Below are 18,485 nucleotides of genomic sequence, written 5' to 3'. Positions count from 1 at the left end.
TGCCGTTCAGGTGGCGTCCGTGGACAGGCGCGGTTCGGCGGCAACGATCGCGCGGACCGTCTCGGTGACCAGCCGGCGGTCCAGGGGCGCGTCGGCGAAGGCCCGGTGCATCGGCCAGCCCTCGATCAGCGCGTCGAGGGCGCGGGACACTCCGGGCGTGAAGTGCAGGGCGAGGCTGTCCCTGCTGCGTTCCAGCCAGGTGCGGGTCGTGGCGGAGACGGCCTCGCTGTGGTTGGCGTAGGCGTACATCTCGAAGATGAGGGTCATGTCGCGTTCCGTGGCGTAGGCCGGGCCGCAGATCAGCTCGACGACGGCCGCCTCGGCCTCCGCCGTGGAGGCGGCCGACTGCAGCGTCCGCCGGTACAGCCCCGACATGGTGTCCGACAGCCGGGCGAAGGCCTGGGCGAGCAGGTCCGCCATGCCGTCGAAGTAGTAGGTGAGCGAGCCCAGCGGGACGTCCGCCCGCGCCGCGATCCTGCGGTGCGTGGTTCTGTGGACGCCGCTCTCGGAGATCACGTCCAGGGCTGCATCGAGGATCCGCTCCTTGCGTCCGGGATCGTTCGGGATCTCACGTCGTGTGCCGCTCACGCCCTCAATCTGCCATGGGTTGCCCACCCCGGAGTGTGTACAGACGTACAGGATAGTGTGTACGGTCGTACAGACTTGTGTACGGACCCCGCTGGAGCCACCGACCATGACCTCTGACCTCGCCCGGCGTCGCACCGCCGTCTTCGTCCTCTTCTTCGCGCCCGGGCTGACGATCTCCTCCTGGGTCACCCGCACCCCGGACGTGCGCGACCTGCTCGGCGCCTCCACGGCGCAGATGGGCCTGATCCTGTTCGGGCTCTCGGTCGGCTCGATGCTCGGCATCCTGTGCTCGGGCACGGTCGTGGCCCGCTGGGGTGCCCGGCTCGTCATCCTGGCCGGCACGTCGGCCGTCGCCGCCGGTGCCGTGGTGGTCGGGGTGGGCGCCGCCGTCGGTTCGGGGGCCTGTGTCGCGCTGGGCCTCGGGCTGTTCGGTCTCGGCATGGGCGGCGGCGAGGTGGCCCTCAACATCGAGGGCGCCGAGGTGGAGCGGCTGCTCGGCCGCTCCACGCTGCCCGCCATGCACGGCTTCTTCAGCCTGGGCACCGTGCTCGGGGCGGTCGCCGGCATGTGCCTGACGGCGGTCGACTTCCCGGTCCTCGTCCATCTCCTCGTCGTCGCCGCGGTGGTGCTCGGCGCGCTGGCCCTGGTCATCCGGCGCGTCCCCGCCGAGATCGGCCGGCAGACCACCGCCGGACGCCGTACCGCGGGCGCGCCGCGCGCCGCGGTGTGGAGGGATCCCGCGCTGCTCCTCATCGGCTGTGTCATCCTCGCGCTCGCCATGGCCGAGGGCACCGCGAACGACTGGCTGCCGCTGGTCATGGTGGACGGGCACGGCTTCGACGCCGCGCTGGGCTCGGCCGTGTACGCCGTCTTCGCCGCCGCGATGACCGTGGGGCGCTTCGTCGGCGGGCGGTTCGTCGACCGGTTCGGGCGGGCGGCGGCGCTGTGCGGGAGCGCGGTCGTCGGGGCCGCCGGACTCGCCCTCGTGATCTTCGTCGACAACCAGGCGGTCGCGGCTGCCGCCGCCGTCCTGTGGGGCCTCGGAGCGTCCCTCGGGTTTCCCGTGGCGCTCTCCGCGGCCGGCGATTCCGGTGCCGACCCCGCCGCCCGCGTCGCGCTCGCCGCGACCGTCGGCTACGTCGCCTTCCTCGTGGGCCCGCCCTCCCTCGGCTACCTCGGCGAGCACTTCGGACTGCGGCACGCCCTGATCCTGGTGCTCGTCCTGGTCGTCGCGGCCGCCTTCGCCACCCCGGCCGCCCGCTCACCCCGGGAGGCGGGCGAACCGGAACCGGCGGGTGCCTGAGGGCGTTGCCCGACAGGAAATCGGCCGCACAGGAGATCGCCCCGAGCGTCACCGCCGGCGCTCCGGTGGTCCTCGCGGTCCAGGACAAGGCCGGTCACACGGCGATCCGCGACGGCCGGCGCGAGCAGAGCCCGCGACGGCCTGGTCCCGCGCCCTCGTGTCCCCCGGCGCGGAGGACGACGCCGCGAGCGCGCTGGGTATGCTGCCGACGAAGCGCTCAGCGAATCGCTCAAACGAACAACGGGTGTGGGGGTGCCATCATGCGCGAGCCGGCCGATCTCAGACGGCAGCGGATCCTTGCCGCGGTGCAGGCGCGCGGTGCGACGCGGGTCGCCGATCTCGCCGCGGAGCTCCAGGTGTCGGTGGCGACGCTCCGGCGCGACGTGGAGGAACTGGCCCGTGAGGGCAGGCTGCGCCGGGGCCACGGTGTGGCCCGGCCGCTGGTGGCCGAGACGGTACCGGCCGACGTACCCCTGCCGCCGTCCGCCGACGGCGGTCCGATCGCGGTCGTGGTGCCCGAGCGCCATGCGTATCTGTACGAGGCGCTGCACGGCGCCCGGACCATGTTCGAGGAGGCCGGGGTCCGTATCGCGCTGCACATCGCGCCGCCCGTCCCGGGGGCCGAGCAGCCGCTCGTGGAGCGGGCGCTGGCGGACGGCGCGCGGGGTCTGCTGATCGCTCCGCGCTGGCGCAGGCGCGACACGGAGGAGGCGGACTACGCCTGGCTGTCACGGCTGGACGTGCCCGTGGTGCTGATGGAGCGCAGGCCCCGGCGCGGCAGCGCGCTGCACTCCGTGGACACCGTGTGCACCGACCACTGGTACGGAATCCATCTCGCCGTGGACCACCTCGCGGGGCTGGGGCACCGGCGGATCGTGCTCGCCGCCCGCGACGACAGCCCGACGGCGCGCGCCGTCCGTGCCGCGTTCGCCGAGATCGCGGCGGGCCACCCGGGCGTCGACAAGTGGGCCGTGACGCTCAGTTCACCGGGCGCGGTACCGGACCCCGCGGCGGCGACCGGGGAACCGCCGGTGGAACTTGTCTCACTGATGGCCGCACTGGGGGCGACCGCGGCTGTGCTGCACGGCGACGTGGACGCGCTGATGCTGGTGCAGTCGCTGCGGGACAACGGCGTACGGGTGCCGGAGGACTGCTCCGTGATCGCGTACGACGACGTGGTCGCCGCACTCGGCAGCACACCGCTGACCGCCGTGTCCCCGCCGAGGGCGGCCGTCGGCCGCGCGGCGGCGGAACTGCTGCTGCGCCGGCTCGGCACACGGGATCCCCGCGGGGCCGACGCTCCGGTGCAACGGCTTGAACTGCTACCGGTACTGAAGGTCCGCGGGTCGACCCAGGCACCGCACACCGCGGCAGCCGCGGACTCAACTCTCCTGCCGGAATGAGCGTTTGCGCGTTTAGTTGATTTGTGAGCGATCTATTGACCATATTCGCTCAGCCGATCAGTATTCCCGTGACTCGAACACGTAGGAGCCGCGGGAGGCACCCATGCCTGGTCGACAGAGCCGTCGATCCGTGCTCGCCGCGATCACCGCGCTGCCGTTGTCAGGAGCCCTGAGCGCCTGTAGCGGCAACGACAGCGCGTCCGCCCGATCCGGCAGCAGCAAGTCCGGTACCCAAGCCACGACCACCATCACGTTCTGGTCCGCGCTGCGCGGCAGCCAGCAGGTGGTGGACGCGTTCAACAAGACGCACGACCACATCCAGGTGGGCTTCGAGCAGATACCCTCCGGCTCGCAGGGCGGGTACCTGAAACTCAGCAACGCGGCACGGGCGGGCAACGCGCCCGACGTCGCCACCATCGAGTATCCCCAGCTGCCGGGCTTCGCCGTCGACGGCGTCGCCCGCGACATCACCTCGCTGATCGGCGACGGCCTGCGGGCGAAGCTGCTGCCGCAGTCGCTGGGCCAGACGACCTTCGAGGGGCGCACCTACAGCGTGCCGCTCGACATCGAGCCCATGGTGATGCACTACCGCAAGGACCTGTTCGACAGGTTCGGGCTCGAAGTCCCCACCACCTGGGACGAGTACGCCGAAGCGGCCCGCGCGGTGCGCCGCACGGGCGGGGACCGCAGGATCACCACCTTCCCCACCGACGGCATGACGCAGATGGCCGCGTGGTGCTGGCAGGCCGGGGCGCAGTGGTTCGACACCTCCACGGGGGCGTGGAACGTGTCCCTGGCGGACGCGCCGACGCGGAAGGTGGCCGCGTACTGGCAGCGGCTCATCGACGAGGACCTCGTCTACTGCAACGCCTCCAGCGCCCGTGTCCACGACGCCCAGATCGGCAACGGTCTGGTGCTGACCCGGCTCAGCGGCGCCTGGGACGCGGGGGCGCAGATGAACGCACGTCCCGAGCAGAAGGGCGAGTGGCGCATCGCCCCGCTTCCCCAGTGGACCCCCGGCCGGCCGGCGCTCGGCACCCACGGCGGCTCGACGTTCGCCGTCACCAAGGACAGCAGGCACCCCGAGGCCGCCATGGAGTTCATCGAGTGGCAGGTCGCGCACCCCGATTCCCTCAGGGCCCGGCTGTCCAGCGGGGCGAGCAGCCAGTACCCGGCCGCGACCGGACTGGTCCCGGTCGGACGCGCCGCGTTCGACCGCTCGTACTACGGCGGCCAGGACATCTACCGGCTGTTCGAGCAGGAGGCCCACAAGATCCGCGACGGCTGGGTGTGGGGCCCGCGGATGACCGCCACCGGGTCCGTCATGCAGGACGCGTTCGCCCGGGCGGGAGCCGGCTCCGGGACGATCCTGTCCGCCATGCGGGCCGCGCAGGACGGCACGATGCCCGACCTCAAGGCACTGGGCCTCGCCACCAGCCGGCACACGACGTGAACGCCCGCACCCCGAAAGGCAGGTGACCCCCATGACCGCGACAGCACCCACGGCGAGCGCCCAGGCCGCAGCACCGGCGGCGGACGTCTCCGGACGCAGGGCACGGCGCTCGGCGCGGCGCCGCCGCAACGGCGCCGCGGGCGTCCTCATGACACCGTTCTTCGTCCTCCTCACGCTCGTCTTCCTGATCCCGGTCGGCACGGCGGTGTGGCTGAGCTTCTTCAGCGCCGACGAACCGGGCCTCGGATTCGGCCCGGAACGCACCGTGTTCGTGGGCCTGCGCTCGTACGCCGCCGTGCTCACGGACCCGACGTTCCTGTCCGGGCTCGGCACCGTCGGGCTGTACTGCGTGATCTACATCCCGCTGATGGTGATCGGCTCGCTGGCGCTCGCCCTGCTGCTCGACTCGGGTGTCGTACGACTGCGTTCCTGGGCGCAGTTGGGCCTGTTCCTGCCGCACGCGGTGCCCGGCATCATCGCCGCACTGATCTGGCTGTACCTGTACACGCCCGGCATCAGCCCGGTGATCGAGGCACTCGGCAAGGCCGACATCACCGTCGACTTCCTCGGCCTGCACACCACCCTGCCGTCGATCGTGAACATCGCCCTGTGGAGCAACCTCGGCTACAACATGGTCGTCTTCTACGCGGCCCTCCAGGCGGTGCCCGCGGAGGTCCTGGAGGCGTCCGTGGTCGACGGTGCCGGTCCCGTGCGCACCGCGCTCCAGATCAAGGCACCTCTCGTGCGCTCGTCCGTCGTCATGGTCGCGATGTTCACGCTGATCTGGGCGTTGCAGCTGTTCACCGAGCCGATGCTGCTCCACCAGTCCTCGCAGATGATCAACAGCCGGTTCTCGCCCAGCATGTACATCTACGACGCCGCCTTCAGCCGCAACAACTACTCGCTCGCTGCTGCCGCGTCGGTGATCCTGCTGCTCATCACCATCGCCCTCTCCTACGGGGTCACCCGCTGGACCAACCGCGTCGACTCGGCCAAGGAGAACGCCCGATGAGCGTCACGGACTCCCCGCTGCCGCGCCCCCGTCTGCTGGGCCGGGCGACCGTCAACGTCGTCGTCGCGGTCTCCGTCCTCTACACACTGCTGCCGGTGCTGTGGCTGGTGCTCGCCGCGTCCAAGTCCCGGGACGCCCTGTTCAGCAGCAGCATCCTGTCGTTCAAGGACTTCTCCCTCGTCCAGAACGTCAAGGACCTGTTCGCGATGGACGGCGGGCTGTACGGCCGCTGGTACGGCAACAGCCTGCTGTACGCCGTCCTGGGCGCGGCGCTCGGCGCGCTGATCAGCGTCGCCTGTGGATACGCCTTCGACAAGTACCACTTCCGGCACAAGGAGAAGCTGTTCGGCCTGGTGCTGGCGGCCGTCATGGTGCCCCAGACGGTCCTCGCGCTGCCGCTGTACCTCATCGCGTCCGAGACCGGTGTCGTCAACACCTTCTGGTCGGTGTTCATCCCCGTCCTGTTCAACCCGTTCGGCGTCTATCTGGGCCGCATCTTCGCCCAGGGGTATGTGCCCGACGAGGTCCTGGAGGCGGCACGCGTCGACGGCGCCGGTGAACTGACGACCTATGTACGGGTGTCGCTGCGGATGCTGGGCCCCGGCCTGGTCACCGTCTTCCTCTTCCAGCTGACGGCGATCTGGAACAACTTCTTCCTGCCGATGGTGATGCTGTCCAACCAGGACCTGTATCCCGTGAGCCTGGGTCTGTACCAGTGGAACAGCCAGGCGACCGTCTCGCCCGAGTACTACCCGGTGGTGATCATGGGTTCGCTTCTCGCGGTCCTCCCCCTCATCCTCGCCTTCGCCTTCCTGCAACGGTTCTGGCGCTCCGGCCTGACGGCGGGAGCGGTCAAGTGAGCGGGCCCCGGGCGGCGTTGGCCATGTCCCCCGCGGCGGCGGCAGCGGTCTTCGCCCCGCCTTCACCGGCCGCGCTCGCGGAGGTGTGCGACCTGGCGCCGGGTCCGGTCCTCGACGACCTGACGACACCCCGCGCGCGGGAAGTCCTCGCCGATGTCGAGGTGCTGGTCACCGGCTGGGGCTGTCCGCCGCTCGACGCGGACGTGCTCGCGTCGGCGCCCCGGCTCAGGGCCGTGGTGCATGCGGCCGGTTCGGTGCGGGCGCACATCACCGACGCCTGCTGGGACCGGGGCATCGAGGTGTCGTCGGCAGCCGCCGCCAACGCGCTGCCGGTCGCCGAGTACACGCTCGGCATGATCCTGCTGCACGGAAAACACGTACTGGAACGCGCCCGGGACTTCCGGCGGGCCCGCAAGCGCGAGGACTGGCTGCGCATCCCGGACACAGTGGGCAACTACCGTCGCACGGTGGGCATCCTCTCCGCCTCCCTGATCGGCCGGCGGGTCATCGAACTGCTGCGGCCCTTCGACTACGAGGTGCTGCTGCACGACCCGTACGTCACCGGGTCCGAGGCCACGGCACTCGGCGTGGAGTGGGTGGAGCTGCCCGAACTCTTCGCCCGCGCCGACCTGTTGAGCGTTCACACGCCGCTGCTGCCCGCCACCCGCGGACTGGTCGCCCGTGACCTGCTGGAGGCGATGCGCCCGGGGGCCGCACTGATCAACACCTCGCGGGGTGCCGTCGTCGACCAGGACGCGCTCGTCGACGTGGTGCGCGCGGGCCGCATCCGGGCGGTGCTCGATGTCACGGACCCCGAGGAACTGCCCGCCGACCATCCCCTGTGGAGCTGCCCGGACATCCTGATCACCCCCCACCTGGCCGGTTCCCAGGGCAACGAGTGGCGCCGGCTCGCCGACACCGCCGTGGGCGAGGTCGCCCGGTGGGCGGCGGGCGACGGTTTCGCCCATCCCGTACGACGCGAAAGGCTGGCGTTCCTGGCATGAGCATCCCGTTCGATCTCCCCGCCGAGAACCGGGTGCTGAGCCCGGGCACCGGATACACCCGCGCGCACTGGGAAGCCGTCGCCGACGGACTGCTCGGTGCCGCCTGGCGCTGGGCGACCCCGGGCGGCGCCCTGCTCGACATGCCGGGGCGCCCCTCCAGGTCCGGCGTCCGGTCGGACGGGTTGGAGGGCTATGCCCGTACGTTCCTGGCGGCCGGATTCCGCGTCGCGGGTGACCGCGGCAAGGACCCGCACGGCTGGCTGGAGCGGTACGCGACCGGCCTCGCGGCCGGCACCCGCACCCCGGGGCGGGACGACACCGAGTCCTGGCCGTCGATCCTCGACCACCATGTGCAGGGCCAACCCATGGTCGAGTCGGCGTCGGTGGCCCTCGGCCTGTCCCTGACCCGGCCGTGGCTGTGGGACCGGCTCGACGGCGACGTACAGGACCGGGCCGAGGCCTGGTTGCGCGGCGCCCTCACGCACACTCCCGCGCCGAACAACTGGTACCTCTTCCCGTTCACGGTGGCGTCGTTCCTGGAGTCGGCCGGCCGCGGCGACGAGACGACCGCGCGGGCCAGGGAGCGGGCGCTCGACCTGATGGAGACGTGGTACCGGGGCGACGGCTGGTACGCGGACGGCGACGGACGGGCCTTCGACCACTACAACGGATGGGCCCTGCACCTGTATCCGCTGCTCCAGGCCCACCTGACCGGCGACCCGGCGCTCGCGGAACGGTTCGGACCCCGGCTGCGCGAGCACCTGGAGGGCTTCTCGCTCCTCTTCGGCACGGACGGGGCCCCGATCCACTTCGGGCGCTCGCTGACCTACCGCTTCGCGGCGTCGGCGGCGGTCGGTCTGGGCGCCGTCACCGGCCACACCCCCCTGTCGCCGGGTACGTCCCGCCGCCTGATCAGCGGCAGCCTGCGCTACTTCCTCGACCGGGGTGCGGTGACCGACGACGGGCTCCTCAGCCTGGGATGGCATGGCCCGCACTCCGCCACCCTGCAGGACTACTCCGGCCCCGCCTCCCCCTACTGGGCGTCGAAGGCCTTCGTCGCCCTGCTCGCACCCGAGGACCACCCGCTGTGGACGGCGGCCGAGGAACCGGCGCCGAGCGAGGGCCCCGACCGGGTGCTGGCGCTGCCCGCACCCGGGCTGCTCGTGCAGTCGACCGGCTCGGACGGGATCGTCCGCCTGCACAACCACGGCAGCGACCATGTCCGGCCGCACGAGGGCGAGTCCGCGGCGGCGGACGACGCGCTGTACGGCCGCCAGGCGTACTCCACCCACACCGGTCCCACGTCCCAGGCCAACATCGCGGACAACCACCTGTCCGTGGAGGTCGACGGCGTCGCGAGCGTGCGCCGGCGCATCCGCCCGCTCGGCGCGGGACAGGGCGACGGATGGGGCTGGGCGGCCTCCTGGCACCGGCCGGTGTTCGCATCCGGAGCGCCCATGGTGCCGGGACTGCGCGTCGAGAGCGTGACCCTGGCACGCGGCCACCACGAGCTGCGGATCCACCGGGTGGTCGGAGCACCGCCCGGAGCACGGGTCACCCTCACCGGCTGGGCCACCGAAGCGGTGCGCTCCGAGTTGACCGGGCTGTACGGCTGGAGCGGGCGCGAGCAGGTGCGTGCCCCCGAGGGCACGGCCTACGAGCCGTGGGTGCGCATGCCCCGGCTGTCGGCGGACGTCCGGGGAACCGCGGTGTTCGCCGCACTGGCCGCACTGGGGCGCGACGCGGAGGCGCCGCCGCTCGCCGACGCCGTGACCGAAGTGCTCTGCACGGAGCACGAGTTGCGGGTGCGCTGGGCCGAGGGACCGCAGACGGTGGTGTCCTTCGAGCCGCTTCGCGTCACCACGGCTGGGGAGTGACGGCCCGCCCGCACCCTGCCGGCTTCGGGAGTCCGGGCGAACGGGACCTGATCGTCCCCCGTCTGCTGCGATCGCAGTAGACGCAGGTGTCTGCGGACGGCCAACGACGAGAGCCCCGGGGACTGCGAGCGTGGCCGGGTGCCGGGTTCCCCGGCCACCAAGGCCGAGACCGGCAAGGTGATCGCCGTGGCCGCGACCATCATGGTCTGCGTCTTCGGCTCCTTCGTCTTCGGCGGCCTGCGGATCATCTCCGAGTTCGGTGTGAGCCTCGCGGTGGCGGTCGCGCTGGACGCCCTGCTGATCCGTATGGTCGTGGTGCCCGCGCTCATGCACCTGTGCGGACGCGCCAACTGGTGGTTGCCCCGCCGTCTGGACCGCGCGCTGCCCCGGATCTCGGTGGAAGGCCCGTCCGAGGGGCCGGCGGAGCGGCCCGGTCCAGGGCGGACGCCGGAGGCCGCCGGCCTCTCGCGCTGACGGTCGTCGCACGGCGCGCGGGCCGGGCGGAGCGGCGGGAGGCTCGCTGCACCGCCCGGCCCGTGCCGCATAGTGAAGGGATGCAGGTGCAAGACGTGTGTCGGCAGTGGTTCGCCCGTCATGAGCGCGCGCGGGACGCGCTTCCGGCCGTGCTGGTGGTGGTCGTCGCCGCGGCGGCGAGCGCCGCGGCGGACGGCGGTTCCGGCTGGCACACACCCCGGGCGGGTGCGACGGCGTGGACGGCTCTGGCCTGTCTGCCGCTCGTCGTCCGCAGCCGGTGGCCGCTGCCCGTCGTCCTCGCCACGCTCGCCGTCGACCTGACGCACCTCGCCCGTGTCCCGGACTTCTCCCTGTCTCCGGCGGCGAGCCTGGTGGCCCTGTACACGCTCGCCACCCGCACCACCCGACGCACCGCCTGGACCGCCGGTCTGGCCGCTTCCCTCGCGATCACGGCGCTCTACGCGGTCAGCCGATCCGTGTCACCGCTCGCCGGTGAAAGCCTGCTCCGCTTCGACCTCGCCATCGCGGCCACCGCCCTGGGCGACGCCGTCCGCAGCCGCCGTCTCCGGCTCGCCCGGGTCGAGGCACGTGCGGAGAACGCGGAACGGACCCGCGAGGCGGAGGCCCGTCGCCGGGTCACCGACGAACGCATCCGCATCGCCCGCGAACTCCATGACGTCGTCGCCCACCACATGACCCTGGTGAACGCCCAGGCCGGGGTGGCCCACCATCTGATGCGCACCGATCCCGACCGCGCCTACCAGGCGCTCGCCCATATCAAGGACAACAGTCGTACCGCCCTCGACGAGCTACGGGCCACCGTCGGTCTGCTGCGCCAACCCGACGACGCGCCCGACTCCCGCGTTCCCCTTCCCGGGCTGGCCGACCTCGACGCCCTCATCGGCAGTCTCCAGGCGGGCGGTCTGCCCGTGCGGTTCGAGCGGACGGGCCTGGTCCGGCCGGTGGCACCGGCCACCGACCTGACGGCCTACCGCATCATCCAGGAAGCCCTCACCAACACCCACAAGCACGCCCGGGCCGCCGAGGCTCTGGTGGCATTGGACTACGGAGCCGACACCCTGCGCGTCACCGTCACCGACGACGGACGCCCCGGGGCACCGAAGGGCCCGGGCACCGGGCACGGCCTGATCGGCATGCGGGAGCGGGCCAACGCCATCGGCGGCACCGTCACCACCGGGCCCCGCCCGGAGGGCGGCTTCCGGGTGCACGCGGAACTCCCCCTCGCACTCGCCCCCGGAAACCACCCGAAGCCCCTTGCCCCGAAAGGCCCTTGATGACCATTCGTGTCCTGCTCGCCGACGACCAGGCGCTGCTGCGCGGCACCTTCCGACTGCTCATCGACGCGCAGTCGGACATGGAGGTCGTCGCGGAGGCGTCGAACGGCCGTGAGGCCGCGGAACTGGCCCGGGCCGAGCGGGCCGACGTGGTGGTGATGGACATCAGGATGCCCGAGGTCGACGGCATCGAGGCCACCCGGCTCATCGGTCAGGACGAGGACATGGCCGGAGTGAAGGTACTCGTCCTCACCACCTTCGAGATGGACGAGTTCGTCGTCCAGGCCCTGCGGGCCGGGGCGAGCGGCTTCCTCGGCAAGGGCGTCGAACCGGCTCAACTCCTGGACGCCATCCGCCTCGTCGCGGCCGACGAGGCGCTGCTCTCGCCCACAGCGACCAAAGGGCTGATCGCCCGCTTCCTCTCCCAGCCCTCGCCCGGCGGGCTCGCCGACCCGAAGCGGCTCGCTGCCCTCACGCCCCGGGAACGTGAGGTCATGACACTGGTGGCCATGGGCCTGTCCAACGACCAGATCGCCGAACGCCTCTTCGTGACTCCGGTGACCGTCAAGACCCACGCCAACCGGGCCATGGCCAAACTCGGCGCCCGGGACCGCGCCCAACTCGTCGTCATCGCCTACGAGACCGGCCTCGTCCGGGCCGGGGAGACCCAGGCCTGAGCTTCACCGGAGTGCCCCTCTCACCTGAAGCGATACGACCCCGCTCGCGCCCGGTACACCTGGTGGTCGGCACCGCCGGAGGTGTCGTCGCAGACAGGGACGGCCCCCGGGCGCGCGCTGACGGGCCGGCCCTGGGCGGGTACCCAGATCTCGGCCTCGGTGTTGTACGGAATCGTCACCGCGAGCTCGGTCCTCCCGTCCGCCCTGCGATGCCATTCCGACGACACCGTGCCGCGTACCGTGTCGATCGAGGCGCTGACGTGGTCGAGGGTCGCGGGTGACAGATGTAGAAGGCGAGGCTGCGGATCTGGTCGCCGGTGAGGGTGCGGCTGTCGATCTCCACGCCGTTGACCGTGGTGCTGACGGTGAGGCCCTGAGCCCTGACCTGGACGGTGTGGTCGCGAGCGGACCAGGTGTCCTTGGTCAGACCGGCCGAGACCGGAAGGGTCACCGTGGCGACGGAGTCGACGCCCCAGTCGGGCTCGGAGGTAACGTCGTCGACCCAGGTGTTACCGGCGTAGTGGCTGGTCCTCATGATCAGCTGCATGTCGTCGCCGCTCTGGCGGATGGTCCGGTTCAGGCCCTCGCCCCAGGTCTTGCCGACCGGTTCGGCGCGCAGCGGCAGGGCCAGGCCGCTCGTGGGGTCGGCGCCACCGCGGAAGACGACCGTCGCGGTCAGGTCCCGCCAGCCGTGGTCCTGCGGTTGGCGCCCGCCCGATCCACCGCGCGCCCGTCGGCCCGCAGGTCGACGGCGACGTACTGGGTGGTGCCGTCCTGGTCGGTGACGTCGACGAGGCGGCCGTTCTCCGGTCTGAGCCGGTGGGAGCTGATCCCCGTGCGGATGTCGTTGAGGAGCTGCGCGTACGCGTTGCGGGCGTCGGTCGGCTCACTGGTGATCTGTCAGGAGGCGTGCGCGCCGGTCGCCGCGTCCGCGGCGGGGGCGGAGACGAGCACCAGACCGCCGGCCAGAGCGGCGCCGACGACGGTGGCGGCGCCGAGGAAGGACCTGCGGGAGAGCCGGCCCTGCGTTTCGTCTCTCATGAGGACTCCTCTGTGTTGCGAGTGATCGTCGGGGCTCGTGGCAGCGCCGGGTGAAGCCCGCGGCGATACGGCATCTGGCGAGCCGTCAGAATGAGTGGTCTCGCGATAGGTACGACATACCGGCCAGCGGGTGCTGCGCTGGTCAGGTCGTGGCGCCGAACGGTGTCGCCGTTGTCCGCGATCCGCGATCCGCAAGGAGAGCGGGGCCGCGCCTGCCGCGGCGTGACGCCATGACGATGATGGTGTCGCGAGGTCCGCCTCGGCACCATGGGTGTTTTTGCGGATTTGTATGCCATCGGTGGCCGGAGCGTCGTCGGCAACGGTCGCCAGGGCGAAGGCGACGGCCCGCCCTCACCCCGTCGGGCCCGGGAGCCGGTCGGCCATGACAGCCGGAGGGGCGTCGTCGTTGCGTCGGTCTTCGGGATGTACGTCGCGGCCGTCGGCCTGCCGGCGGCCTCAACGGCCGATCCACGTCGCATCCGGGATGCACGCGCCGCCACGGACCGGCGCGTCCGGTCAGGTACGCGCGATGTTGCCGACCGCGGTGCGCAGATCGCCCTCCTCGGGGACCACCGGAGGGAGGGGGGTCGCGTTGGCGGGGTTGAGGGAGTCGAAGAGCAGGGCGGTGAAGCGGGCGCGCAGCGCGGGCGTGGAGCCGGGGATCGCGAGCCCGGCGACCGCCATGACGAGGAAGCGGGGGATGTCGTCCTTGGTGAGGTCGCGGCGGACCTCACCCTGCTCTTGCGCACGCAGGAGCAGCGGGTGCAACGACTCGCTGAAGCGCTGGAGGATGTCCACCGCCACGTCGGTGAAGTTGCTGGCGAAGGTGACCAGCCCTTTCTCCTCGGCGATCAGGTCGAGCAGGCGGGTGGCGATGCCGTGGAGGGACTGCCGGGGATGCGGTGAGTCGGCGGCGCGCTCGATGAGGGGAAGGAGGTCGGTTTCGAGGATGTCCTCCAGGACGGCGCGGACGATCGCCTCCCGGTTGGGGAAGTGCCGGTAGAGCGTGGCGATGCCCACCCCGGCCTCGGCCGCGATCTGCTCCAGTGATCCCTCGCCCGCACCGAGGACGGCCCGCCCGGCGACGGTGATGCGCTCCGCGGTGGATCGAGCGTCGACCCTGCGCCTCGGAGCGCGGCCTTCGGTTGTTCGCATCTTCGGCTCCTTCCTGCCCTGACCGAAGGCTATCCGCCTCCGCCTTCGCCGGTAGCACCCCCTCACTTTGATAGTTGCCTATCGCTTTGATAGTACCCTCTCGACGCACATACTCTGCGGCTTCACCGAGGCCGTCCAGGAGACGTGTGGATGGGAGAGACGCATGTCCGTGCTGCTATACCGGCTGGGAAGGCTCGCCTACGGCAGGCCTTGGTACTTCATCGGGGGCTGGCTGGCCGTGATCGCCGTGGTCCTGGGGATACTCGCGACCAATCCGGTCCGGCTGAGCAACGACGTACGCATCGACGGCACGCCGGCCCAGAAGGTCATCGACGATCTGGCCAGGTCCCTGCCGGAGGCGTCCGGGGGCCAGGGAATGCTGGTCTTCAAGTCCGACGACGGTGCCCCGATCGACGACCGCCGCGTCCAGGCCGCCCTCCTGGCAGCCGTGGATGCCGTGTACCGCCACGACCATGTGATCGACGTCCGGAAGGCTCTCGCGGCAGAGGCGGCCAAGGGTGCGAAAAGCCCTCTGCTGCGGGCCCAGACGGCAGTGGCCGGGGCGGCGGCGGGAGGGCCTGCGTCCGGCAGGGCCCCCGTACCCCTGACCGTGCGGGGCCAGGCGGCACCCGGAGTCGCCGTCTCCGCGGACGGAAAGACGGCTCTGATGCAGTTCCAGTTCGACGAACAGACCTACGAACTGCCTTCCGGGACCATCGACAGCACCGTCGCGGCCGCCGAGCGGCAGGCCGCGCGTGGTGGTCTGCGGGTCCTGCCGTCGGCTTCGATGATGGAGATCCCGGAGATCATCGGGGCCGGAGAGATCGTCGGCGTCGGTGTCGCCGCCGTCGTCCTGCTCATCACCCTCGGATCGATCGCCGCGGCGGGCCTGCCTCTGGTCATAGCCCTGATCGGGGTCGTGGTGGGCGTCGGCGGCGCCTTCACCCTCTCCACCGTCTTCGAGATCCACTCGCTCGCCGCGGTCCTCGCACTGATGCTGGGGCTGGCCGTCGGGATCGATTACGCCCTGTTCATCATCAGCCGGGAGCGCAGGCTCATCCTCGAACACGGCCTGGATCCGCACGAGGCGACCGGCCGCGCCATCGGCACCGCGGGCAGTGCGGTGTTCTTCGCCGGCAGCACCGTCATCATCGCCCTCGCCGGACTTCTGGTCGTCGGGATCACCCTGCTCAGCACGATGGCGATCGTCGCGGCCGCCACGATCGCGGTCGCCGTCCTGTTGGTCCTGACCCTGCTGCCGGCGCTGTTGGGGCTGGTCAAGGGGCGTATCTGTCCCGCTGGGGTACGGCGCCGGGCACAGCGGCGATCGGCCGAGGAAGCCGCCGGTGCCGGCCGTCGGACGCGGACGGCCCGCTGGGGAGCACGTCTGGTCCGCCACCGGTGGCCGGCGCTGGCGGCGGCGTTCCTGGTCCCCGCGGTCCTGGCGGTCCCCGCCGCCGGCATGAGGATGGGGCTGCCTTCCGGGGCCAGTTACAACACCGGCACCGCTCAGCGCCAGAGCTACGAGCTCGTCAGTGACGCGTTCGGGCCCGGCTACAACGGCCCGCTCATGATCGCCGTCGACTCCTCCGTCAAGGGGCGCCCGCTGTCTCCGGGGACGCTCGCCACGGTCGCCTCCGCGCTGCGCGACACCGACGGCGCGACCTCGGTGTCACTCGCCGGGATGAACGGCTCCGGCACCACGGCCGTCCTCACGCTCGTCCCGCACAGCGGTCCCAACGACGAAGCCACCAAGGCCCTCGTCACGGCCGTACGGGACAAGAGCGCCCGGATCGGGAAGAGCACCGGGACCGTGCTGGGCATCACGGGCTTCACCGCGCTCGCGATCGACGTCTCCGACCGGCTCGCCGACGTCCTGCCCCTCTACGTGGCGACCGTCCTCGGGCTCTCCCTGATCGTCCTGCTCCTGGTCTTCCGTTCCCTCATGGTCCCCGTGACGGCCACGCTCGGCTTCCTGCTGACCATCGGCGCCACCTTCGGCCTCACCACGGCCGTCTTCCAGTGGGGCCGGCTGCAGAGCCTGATCGGACTGGACGCCACCGCACCCGTCGTCAGTCTGCTGCCGATCATCGTGACGGGCGTTCTGTACGGGCTCGCCATGGACTACCAGATGTTCCTGGTCACCTCGATGCGCGAGGCACACGTCCACGGGGCCACGCCGTCCGACGCCACCGTCACCGGCTTCGCGCGGGCCGGAACCGTGGTCGTCGCCGCGGCCACCATCATGGTCTCGGTCTTCGCCGGGTTCGTCTTCAACGCCCAGCCCATGATCAAGCAGGCCGGATTCGCCCTCGCCGCGGGCATCCTCATCGATGCCTTCGTCATCCGTATGACCTTCATCCCGGCCACGATGGCCCTGGCCGGTGAGAGGGCCTGGTGGATCCCCCGCCTGCTCGATCGACTGCTGCCCGACCTGGACGTCGAGGGTGACAAGCTCGCCCAGAAGATCCCGTATCCGGAACCGTCGGCGCAGGCGGCACATCTGACGGCTCAGGAGGTGGACGTGGCCGGCTGACGCCGGGCGGGCCGGGTGGCGCATCGCACGACCGTCCGCCGCACGACCGATCCGCGGTCCGGCGGGCGCTGTGGCCGCCGCCCGGTCGCCCGCCACCGCGACCGACGGCCATCAGGGCCGTTCCGTCGCCGCGGGTACCTGTGCGGGTAGGGAGTTCGGCTACCGGTGGCGTGGCGCGGGGTGGACATCCGGCTCAGGGGCGGCCGGAGAAGTAGCGGGCAATCCCAGCGATGCCCTCGCCGACGGCCCGTGCGACGATCGGCGCCAGGCCGACCGGCAGGATCTCCTGGCTGTAGAGCACGCGGGAGCCGTCCCCGCCGGGGAGCACGTCGATGGTCCCGAGATGGAACTCGACGGGCAGGGGCAGACCTTCGACGAAGCGGTACTGGAAGCGCCGCAGGTCGTCGTCCTTGGTCACGACGACGGCCTTCAACGTGCCCTCGGGCGTGCGCAGATGACGGTACTCCCCGTCGAAGCGGGCCTCCCGCACGGCGGGGAACCACTCCGGGATGGTGTTCACGTCGGTGAGCACGGCCCAGACCTGGTCGGGTTCCTGCGCGAGCCGGGTGTCGAAACGCATCGTTGCCATGGGATCTCCTCGGTGTGGTCGCCGTCTGCCTCGAACGGTCGGAAGGGGTGGTGCGGGTACTCGGTGGAGAGGGTGACCCAGCGTGTGTTCGAGAACGCCTCGATGCCCCAGCGTCCGCCGAACCGGCCGTATCCGGAGGCCGCGAAGCCGCCGAAGGGCACCTGGGGCTCGTCCGCCACCGACTGGTCGCCCACGTGGACGATGCCCGTGCGGATACGCCGGGCGACGGTGAGGCCGTGGGTGCCGTTTTCGGTGAGGATGCCGCAACTGAGGCCGTGCCCGGTGTCGTTGGCCAGGGCCACCGCCTCGTCGTCGTCCTCGAAGGCGCGGACGGCCACGACAGGTCCGAAGGCCTCGGTGTGGTGCAGCACCGCGTCCGCGGAGACGCCGGTCAGTACGGTCGCCGGGTGCAGGGCGCCTTGCGGGCCGCTGCCGCCGGTGAGGGCGCGAGCGCCCTTCCGCACCGCGTCCTCGACCAGGGCGGCGACCCGCCCGGCCGCGGCCTCGTTCAGCAGCGGGCCGATGACGGTGGCCGGGTCGCCGGGATCACCGCAGGGAAGAGCGGCGGCCTTCGCGGTGAATCGCCGGGTGAACTCCTCGGCGAGCGAGGTGTGCACGAGGATGCGGTCGGCGCCCATGCAGATCTGACCGGAGTTCATGAACGCGGAGAACGCGGCCGCGTCCACGGCGTGGCACGGTGCCGGCGAGTTCGGCCGGGCCGGGGATGCTCCGACGTACCCGATGGCGAAGGCGCCCAGGTGAAGGTGCTGCACTTCATCCACGCGGCAGAGGGCCTCGCCCCGGGCGGCCTCGGCGAGCGTTGGCAGGCCGCGCACGAGCAAGTGCTGGCCGGGGACGAGGCACACCTCCGGCTGCTGCGGGGGTGCGTCCTGCACCGCCACACACCGGGAGCCGAAAGGGCGCTGCGCCACTTCGGTGGCCGAGACACCCATGCGTACCAGGCCGTCTCGGCCATGTACTACGACTCCGAGGACGACGCGCTGGACCACTTCCCCGCCTACAAGCGGTCACTGCGCGAGCACTTCTCGAAGACCGACGGATACTACGACGCGTCCCGTTCGTTCGTCCTCTACAGCCGTGAGGTGACCATCTTCCAGCGGCCTTGAGGGGCTCAGGAGCCCACCAACCGGTGGCGGGCCGTCAAGCAGTCGTCCACCTGGTACGCCTGCTCCCGTGCGCCGTATGGCGTGCGCACCT

18 protein-coding genes and 1 pseudogene are annotated in these 18,485 nt (G+C 71.6%); 12 read left to right on the top strand and 7 right to left on the bottom strand.

All coding sequences use genetic code 11. The features are described from left to right. Nucleotides 1-6 precede the first annotated feature (6 nt). Nucleotides 7-588 carry a TetR/AcrR family transcriptional regulator gene (locus tag ACGF5O_RS27930; protein ID WP_393812621.1) on the bottom strand — a complete coding sequence of 194 codons (582 nt, stop codon included), beginning with the start codon at nt 586-588 and terminating at the stop codon, nt 7-9. A gap of 106 nt (nt 589-694) precedes the next feature. Here ACGF5O_RS27930 and ACGF5O_RS27925 point away from each other — a divergent pair, with 106 nt between their 5' ends. The 10 genes from ACGF5O_RS27925 to ACGF5O_RS27880 all read left to right on the top strand — a co-directional run bounded on the left by ACGF5O_RS27925 (nt 695) and on the right by ACGF5O_RS27880 (nt 11,946). After that, entirely contained in the window at nt 695-1,891 is a 1,197-nt protein-coding gene (locus ACGF5O_RS27925; protein ID WP_393812620.1) for an MFS transporter, read from the top strand. 260 nt (nt 1,892-2,151) lie between these two features. After that, nucleotides 2,152-3,294, top strand: coding sequence for a substrate-binding domain-containing protein (locus ACGF5O_RS27920; protein WP_393812619.1), 1,143 nt, complete (start codon nt 2,152-2,154; stop codon nt 3,292-3,294). Nucleotides 3,295-3,397: 103 nt separating this feature from the next. Beyond that, entirely contained in the window at nt 3,398-4,747 is a 1,350-nt protein-coding gene (locus ACGF5O_RS27915) for an extracellular solute-binding protein (protein ID WP_393812618.1), read from the top strand. 31 nt (nt 4,748-4,778) lie between these two features. Next, entirely contained in the window at nt 4,779-5,759 is a 981-nt protein-coding gene (locus ACGF5O_RS27910; RefSeq protein ID WP_393812617.1) for a carbohydrate ABC transporter permease, read from the top strand. Continuing rightward, nucleotides 5,756-6,619, top strand: coding sequence for a carbohydrate ABC transporter permease (locus ACGF5O_RS27905; protein WP_393812616.1), 864 nt, complete (start codon nt 5,756-5,758; stop codon nt 6,617-6,619). The genes ACGF5O_RS27910 and ACGF5O_RS27905 overlap by 4 nt, the downstream gene beginning before the upstream one ends. Before the next feature lie 23 nt (nt 6,620-6,642). Next, on the top strand, nt 6,643-7,623 hold the full coding sequence (locus ACGF5O_RS27900; RefSeq protein WP_393812717.1) for a hydroxyacid dehydrogenase: 981 nt from the start codon (nt 6,643-6,645) through the stop codon (nt 7,621-7,623). Continuing rightward, nucleotides 7,620-9,500 carry a DUF2264 domain-containing protein gene (locus ACGF5O_RS27895; protein WP_393812615.1) on the top strand — a complete coding sequence of 627 codons (1,881 nt, stop codon included), beginning with the start codon at nt 7,620-7,622 and terminating at the stop codon, nt 9,498-9,500. Before ACGF5O_RS27900 ends, ACGF5O_RS27895 begins: the two co-directional genes overlap by 4 nt. A gap of 138 nt (nt 9,501-9,638) precedes the next feature. Further along, nucleotides 9,639-9,974 (top strand): MMPL family transporter, encoded by a 336-nt coding sequence (locus ACGF5O_RS27890; RefSeq protein ID WP_393812614.1) that lies wholly within the window; start codon nt 9,639-9,641, stop codon nt 9,972-9,974. A gap of 80 nt (nt 9,975-10,054) precedes the next feature. Continuing rightward, nucleotides 10,055-11,269, top strand: a complete 1,215-nt coding sequence (locus tag ACGF5O_RS27885; protein ID WP_393812613.1) for a sensor histidine kinase — start codon at nt 10,055-10,057, stop codon at nt 11,267-11,269. Continuing rightward, nucleotides 11,269-11,946, top strand: a complete 678-nt coding sequence (locus ACGF5O_RS27880; RefSeq protein ID WP_393812612.1) for a response regulator — start codon at nt 11,269-11,271, stop codon at nt 11,944-11,946. The genes ACGF5O_RS27885 and ACGF5O_RS27880 overlap by 1 nt, the downstream gene beginning before the upstream one ends. 20 nt (nt 11,947-11,966) lie before the next feature. Here ACGF5O_RS27880 and ACGF5O_RS27875 read toward each other — a convergent pair whose 3' ends face one another. From ACGF5O_RS27875 to ACGF5O_RS27860, 4 genes are all read right to left on the bottom strand, one after another. Beyond that, nucleotides 11,967-12,173: an alpha-L-rhamnosidase C-terminal domain-containing protein gene (locus ACGF5O_RS27875; RefSeq protein WP_393812611.1), complete on the bottom strand. Its 207-nt coding sequence runs from the start codon at nt 12,171-12,173 to the stop codon at nt 11,967-11,969. Further along, nucleotides 12,122-12,481 carry a hypothetical protein gene (locus tag ACGF5O_RS27870; RefSeq protein ID WP_393812722.1) on the bottom strand — a complete coding sequence of 120 codons (360 nt, stop codon included), beginning with the start codon at nt 12,479-12,481 and terminating at the stop codon, nt 12,122-12,124. The genes ACGF5O_RS27875 and ACGF5O_RS27870 overlap by 52 nt, the downstream gene beginning before the upstream one ends. A gap of 365 nt (nt 12,482-12,846) precedes the next feature. Further along, entirely contained in the window at nt 12,847-12,987 is a 141-nt protein-coding gene (locus ACGF5O_RS27865) for a twin-arginine translocation signal domain-containing protein (protein ID WP_393812610.1), read from the bottom strand. Nucleotides 12,988-13,503: 516 nt separating this feature from the next. Beyond that, the gene (locus ACGF5O_RS27860) at nt 13,504-14,142 is read right to left on the bottom strand and encodes a TetR/AcrR family transcriptional regulator (protein WP_393812609.1); all 639 of its coding nucleotides are present in this window, start codon (nt 14,140-14,142) and stop codon (nt 13,504-13,506) included. Between the two features lie 163 nt (nt 14,143-14,305). Here ACGF5O_RS27860 and ACGF5O_RS27855 point away from each other — a divergent pair, with 163 nt between their 5' ends. After that, complete coding sequence (locus tag ACGF5O_RS27855) at nt 14,306-16,678, top strand: MMPL family transporter (RefSeq protein ID WP_393812608.1); 2,373 nt, start codon at nt 14,306-14,308, stop codon at nt 16,676-16,678. A 193-nt stretch (nt 16,679-16,871) separates the two neighbouring features. Here the strand turns inward: ACGF5O_RS27855 and ACGF5O_RS27850 are convergent, their stop codons facing one another. Both ACGF5O_RS27850 and ACGF5O_RS27845 read right to left on the bottom strand, forming a co-directional pair. After that, entirely contained in the window at nt 16,872-17,267 is a 396-nt protein-coding gene (locus ACGF5O_RS27850; protein ID WP_393812607.1) for an SRPBCC family protein, read from the bottom strand. 41 nt (nt 17,268-17,308) lie between these two features. After that, nucleotides 17,309-17,959, bottom strand: a pseudogene (locus tag ACGF5O_RS27845) (aldehyde dehydrogenase family protein); the annotation flags it as partial. 66 nt (nt 17,960-18,025) lie between these two features. On the opposite strand from ACGF5O_RS27845, the gene ACGF5O_RS27840 reads away from it, so the two are divergent. After that, entirely contained in the window at nt 18,026-18,394 is a 369-nt protein-coding gene (locus tag ACGF5O_RS27840) for an EthD domain-containing protein (protein ID WP_393812606.1), read from the top strand. The last annotated feature ends 91 nt before the right edge of the window (nt 18,395-18,485 follow it).

It is taken from the genome of Streptomyces sp. NPDC048291, assembly GCF_043201715.1.
GTDB lineage: Bacteria > Actinomycetota > Actinomycetes > Streptomycetales > Streptomycetaceae > Streptomyces.
Note: the sequence above shows the minus strand (reverse complement) of the source record. Positions and strands in the feature narration are given on the sequence as shown.

Bases quoted from the DNA above. Each gene is read 5' to 3' on its own strand.
- ACGF5O_RS27925 (WP_393812620.1), top strand. From the start codon at position 695: ATGACCTCTGACCTCGCCCGGCGTCGCACCGCCGTCTTCGTCCTCTTC.
- ACGF5O_RS27920 (WP_393812619.1), top strand. From the start codon at position 2,152: ATGCGCGAGCCGGCCGATCTCAGACGGCAGCGGATCCTTGCCGCGGTG.
- ACGF5O_RS27915 (WP_393812618.1), top strand. From the start codon at position 3,398: ATGCCTGGTCGACAGAGCCGTCGATCCGTGCTCGCCGCGATCACCGCG.
- ACGF5O_RS27910 (WP_393812617.1), top strand. From the start codon at position 4,779: ATGACCGCGACAGCACCCACGGCGAGCGCCCAGGCCGCAGCACCGGCG.
- ACGF5O_RS27905 (WP_393812616.1), top strand. From the start codon at position 5,756: ATGAGCGTCACGGACTCCCCGCTGCCGCGCCCCCGTCTGCTGGGCCGG.
- ACGF5O_RS27900 (WP_393812717.1), top strand. From the start codon at position 6,643: ATGTCCCCCGCGGCGGCGGCAGCGGTCTTCGCCCCGCCTTCACCGGCC.
- ACGF5O_RS27895 (WP_393812615.1), top strand. From the start codon at position 7,620: ATGAGCATCCCGTTCGATCTCCCCGCCGAGAACCGGGTGCTGAGCCCG.
- ACGF5O_RS27885 (WP_393812613.1), top strand. From the start codon at position 10,055: ATGCAGGTGCAAGACGTGTGTCGGCAGTGGTTCGCCCGTCATGAGCGC.
- ACGF5O_RS27880 (WP_393812612.1), top strand. From the start codon at position 11,269: ATGACCATTCGTGTCCTGCTCGCCGACGACCAGGCGCTGCTGCGCGGC.
- ACGF5O_RS27870 (WP_393812722.1), bottom strand. From the start codon at position 12,481: ATGAGGACCAGCCACTACGCCGGTAACACCTGGGTCGACGACGTTACC.
- ACGF5O_RS27865 (WP_393812610.1), bottom strand. From the start codon at position 12,987: ATGAGAGACGAAACGCAGGGCCGGCTCTCCCGCAGGTCCTTCCTCGGC.
- ACGF5O_RS27860 (WP_393812609.1), bottom strand. From the start codon at position 14,142: ATGCGAACAACCGAAGGCCGCGCTCCGAGGCGCAGGGTCGACGCTCGA.
- ACGF5O_RS27855 (WP_393812608.1), top strand. From the start codon at position 14,306: ATGTCCGTGCTGCTATACCGGCTGGGAAGGCTCGCCTACGGCAGGCCT.
- ACGF5O_RS27850 (WP_393812607.1), bottom strand. From the start codon at position 17,267: ATGGCAACGATGCGTTTCGACACCCGGCTCGCGCAGGAACCCGACCAG.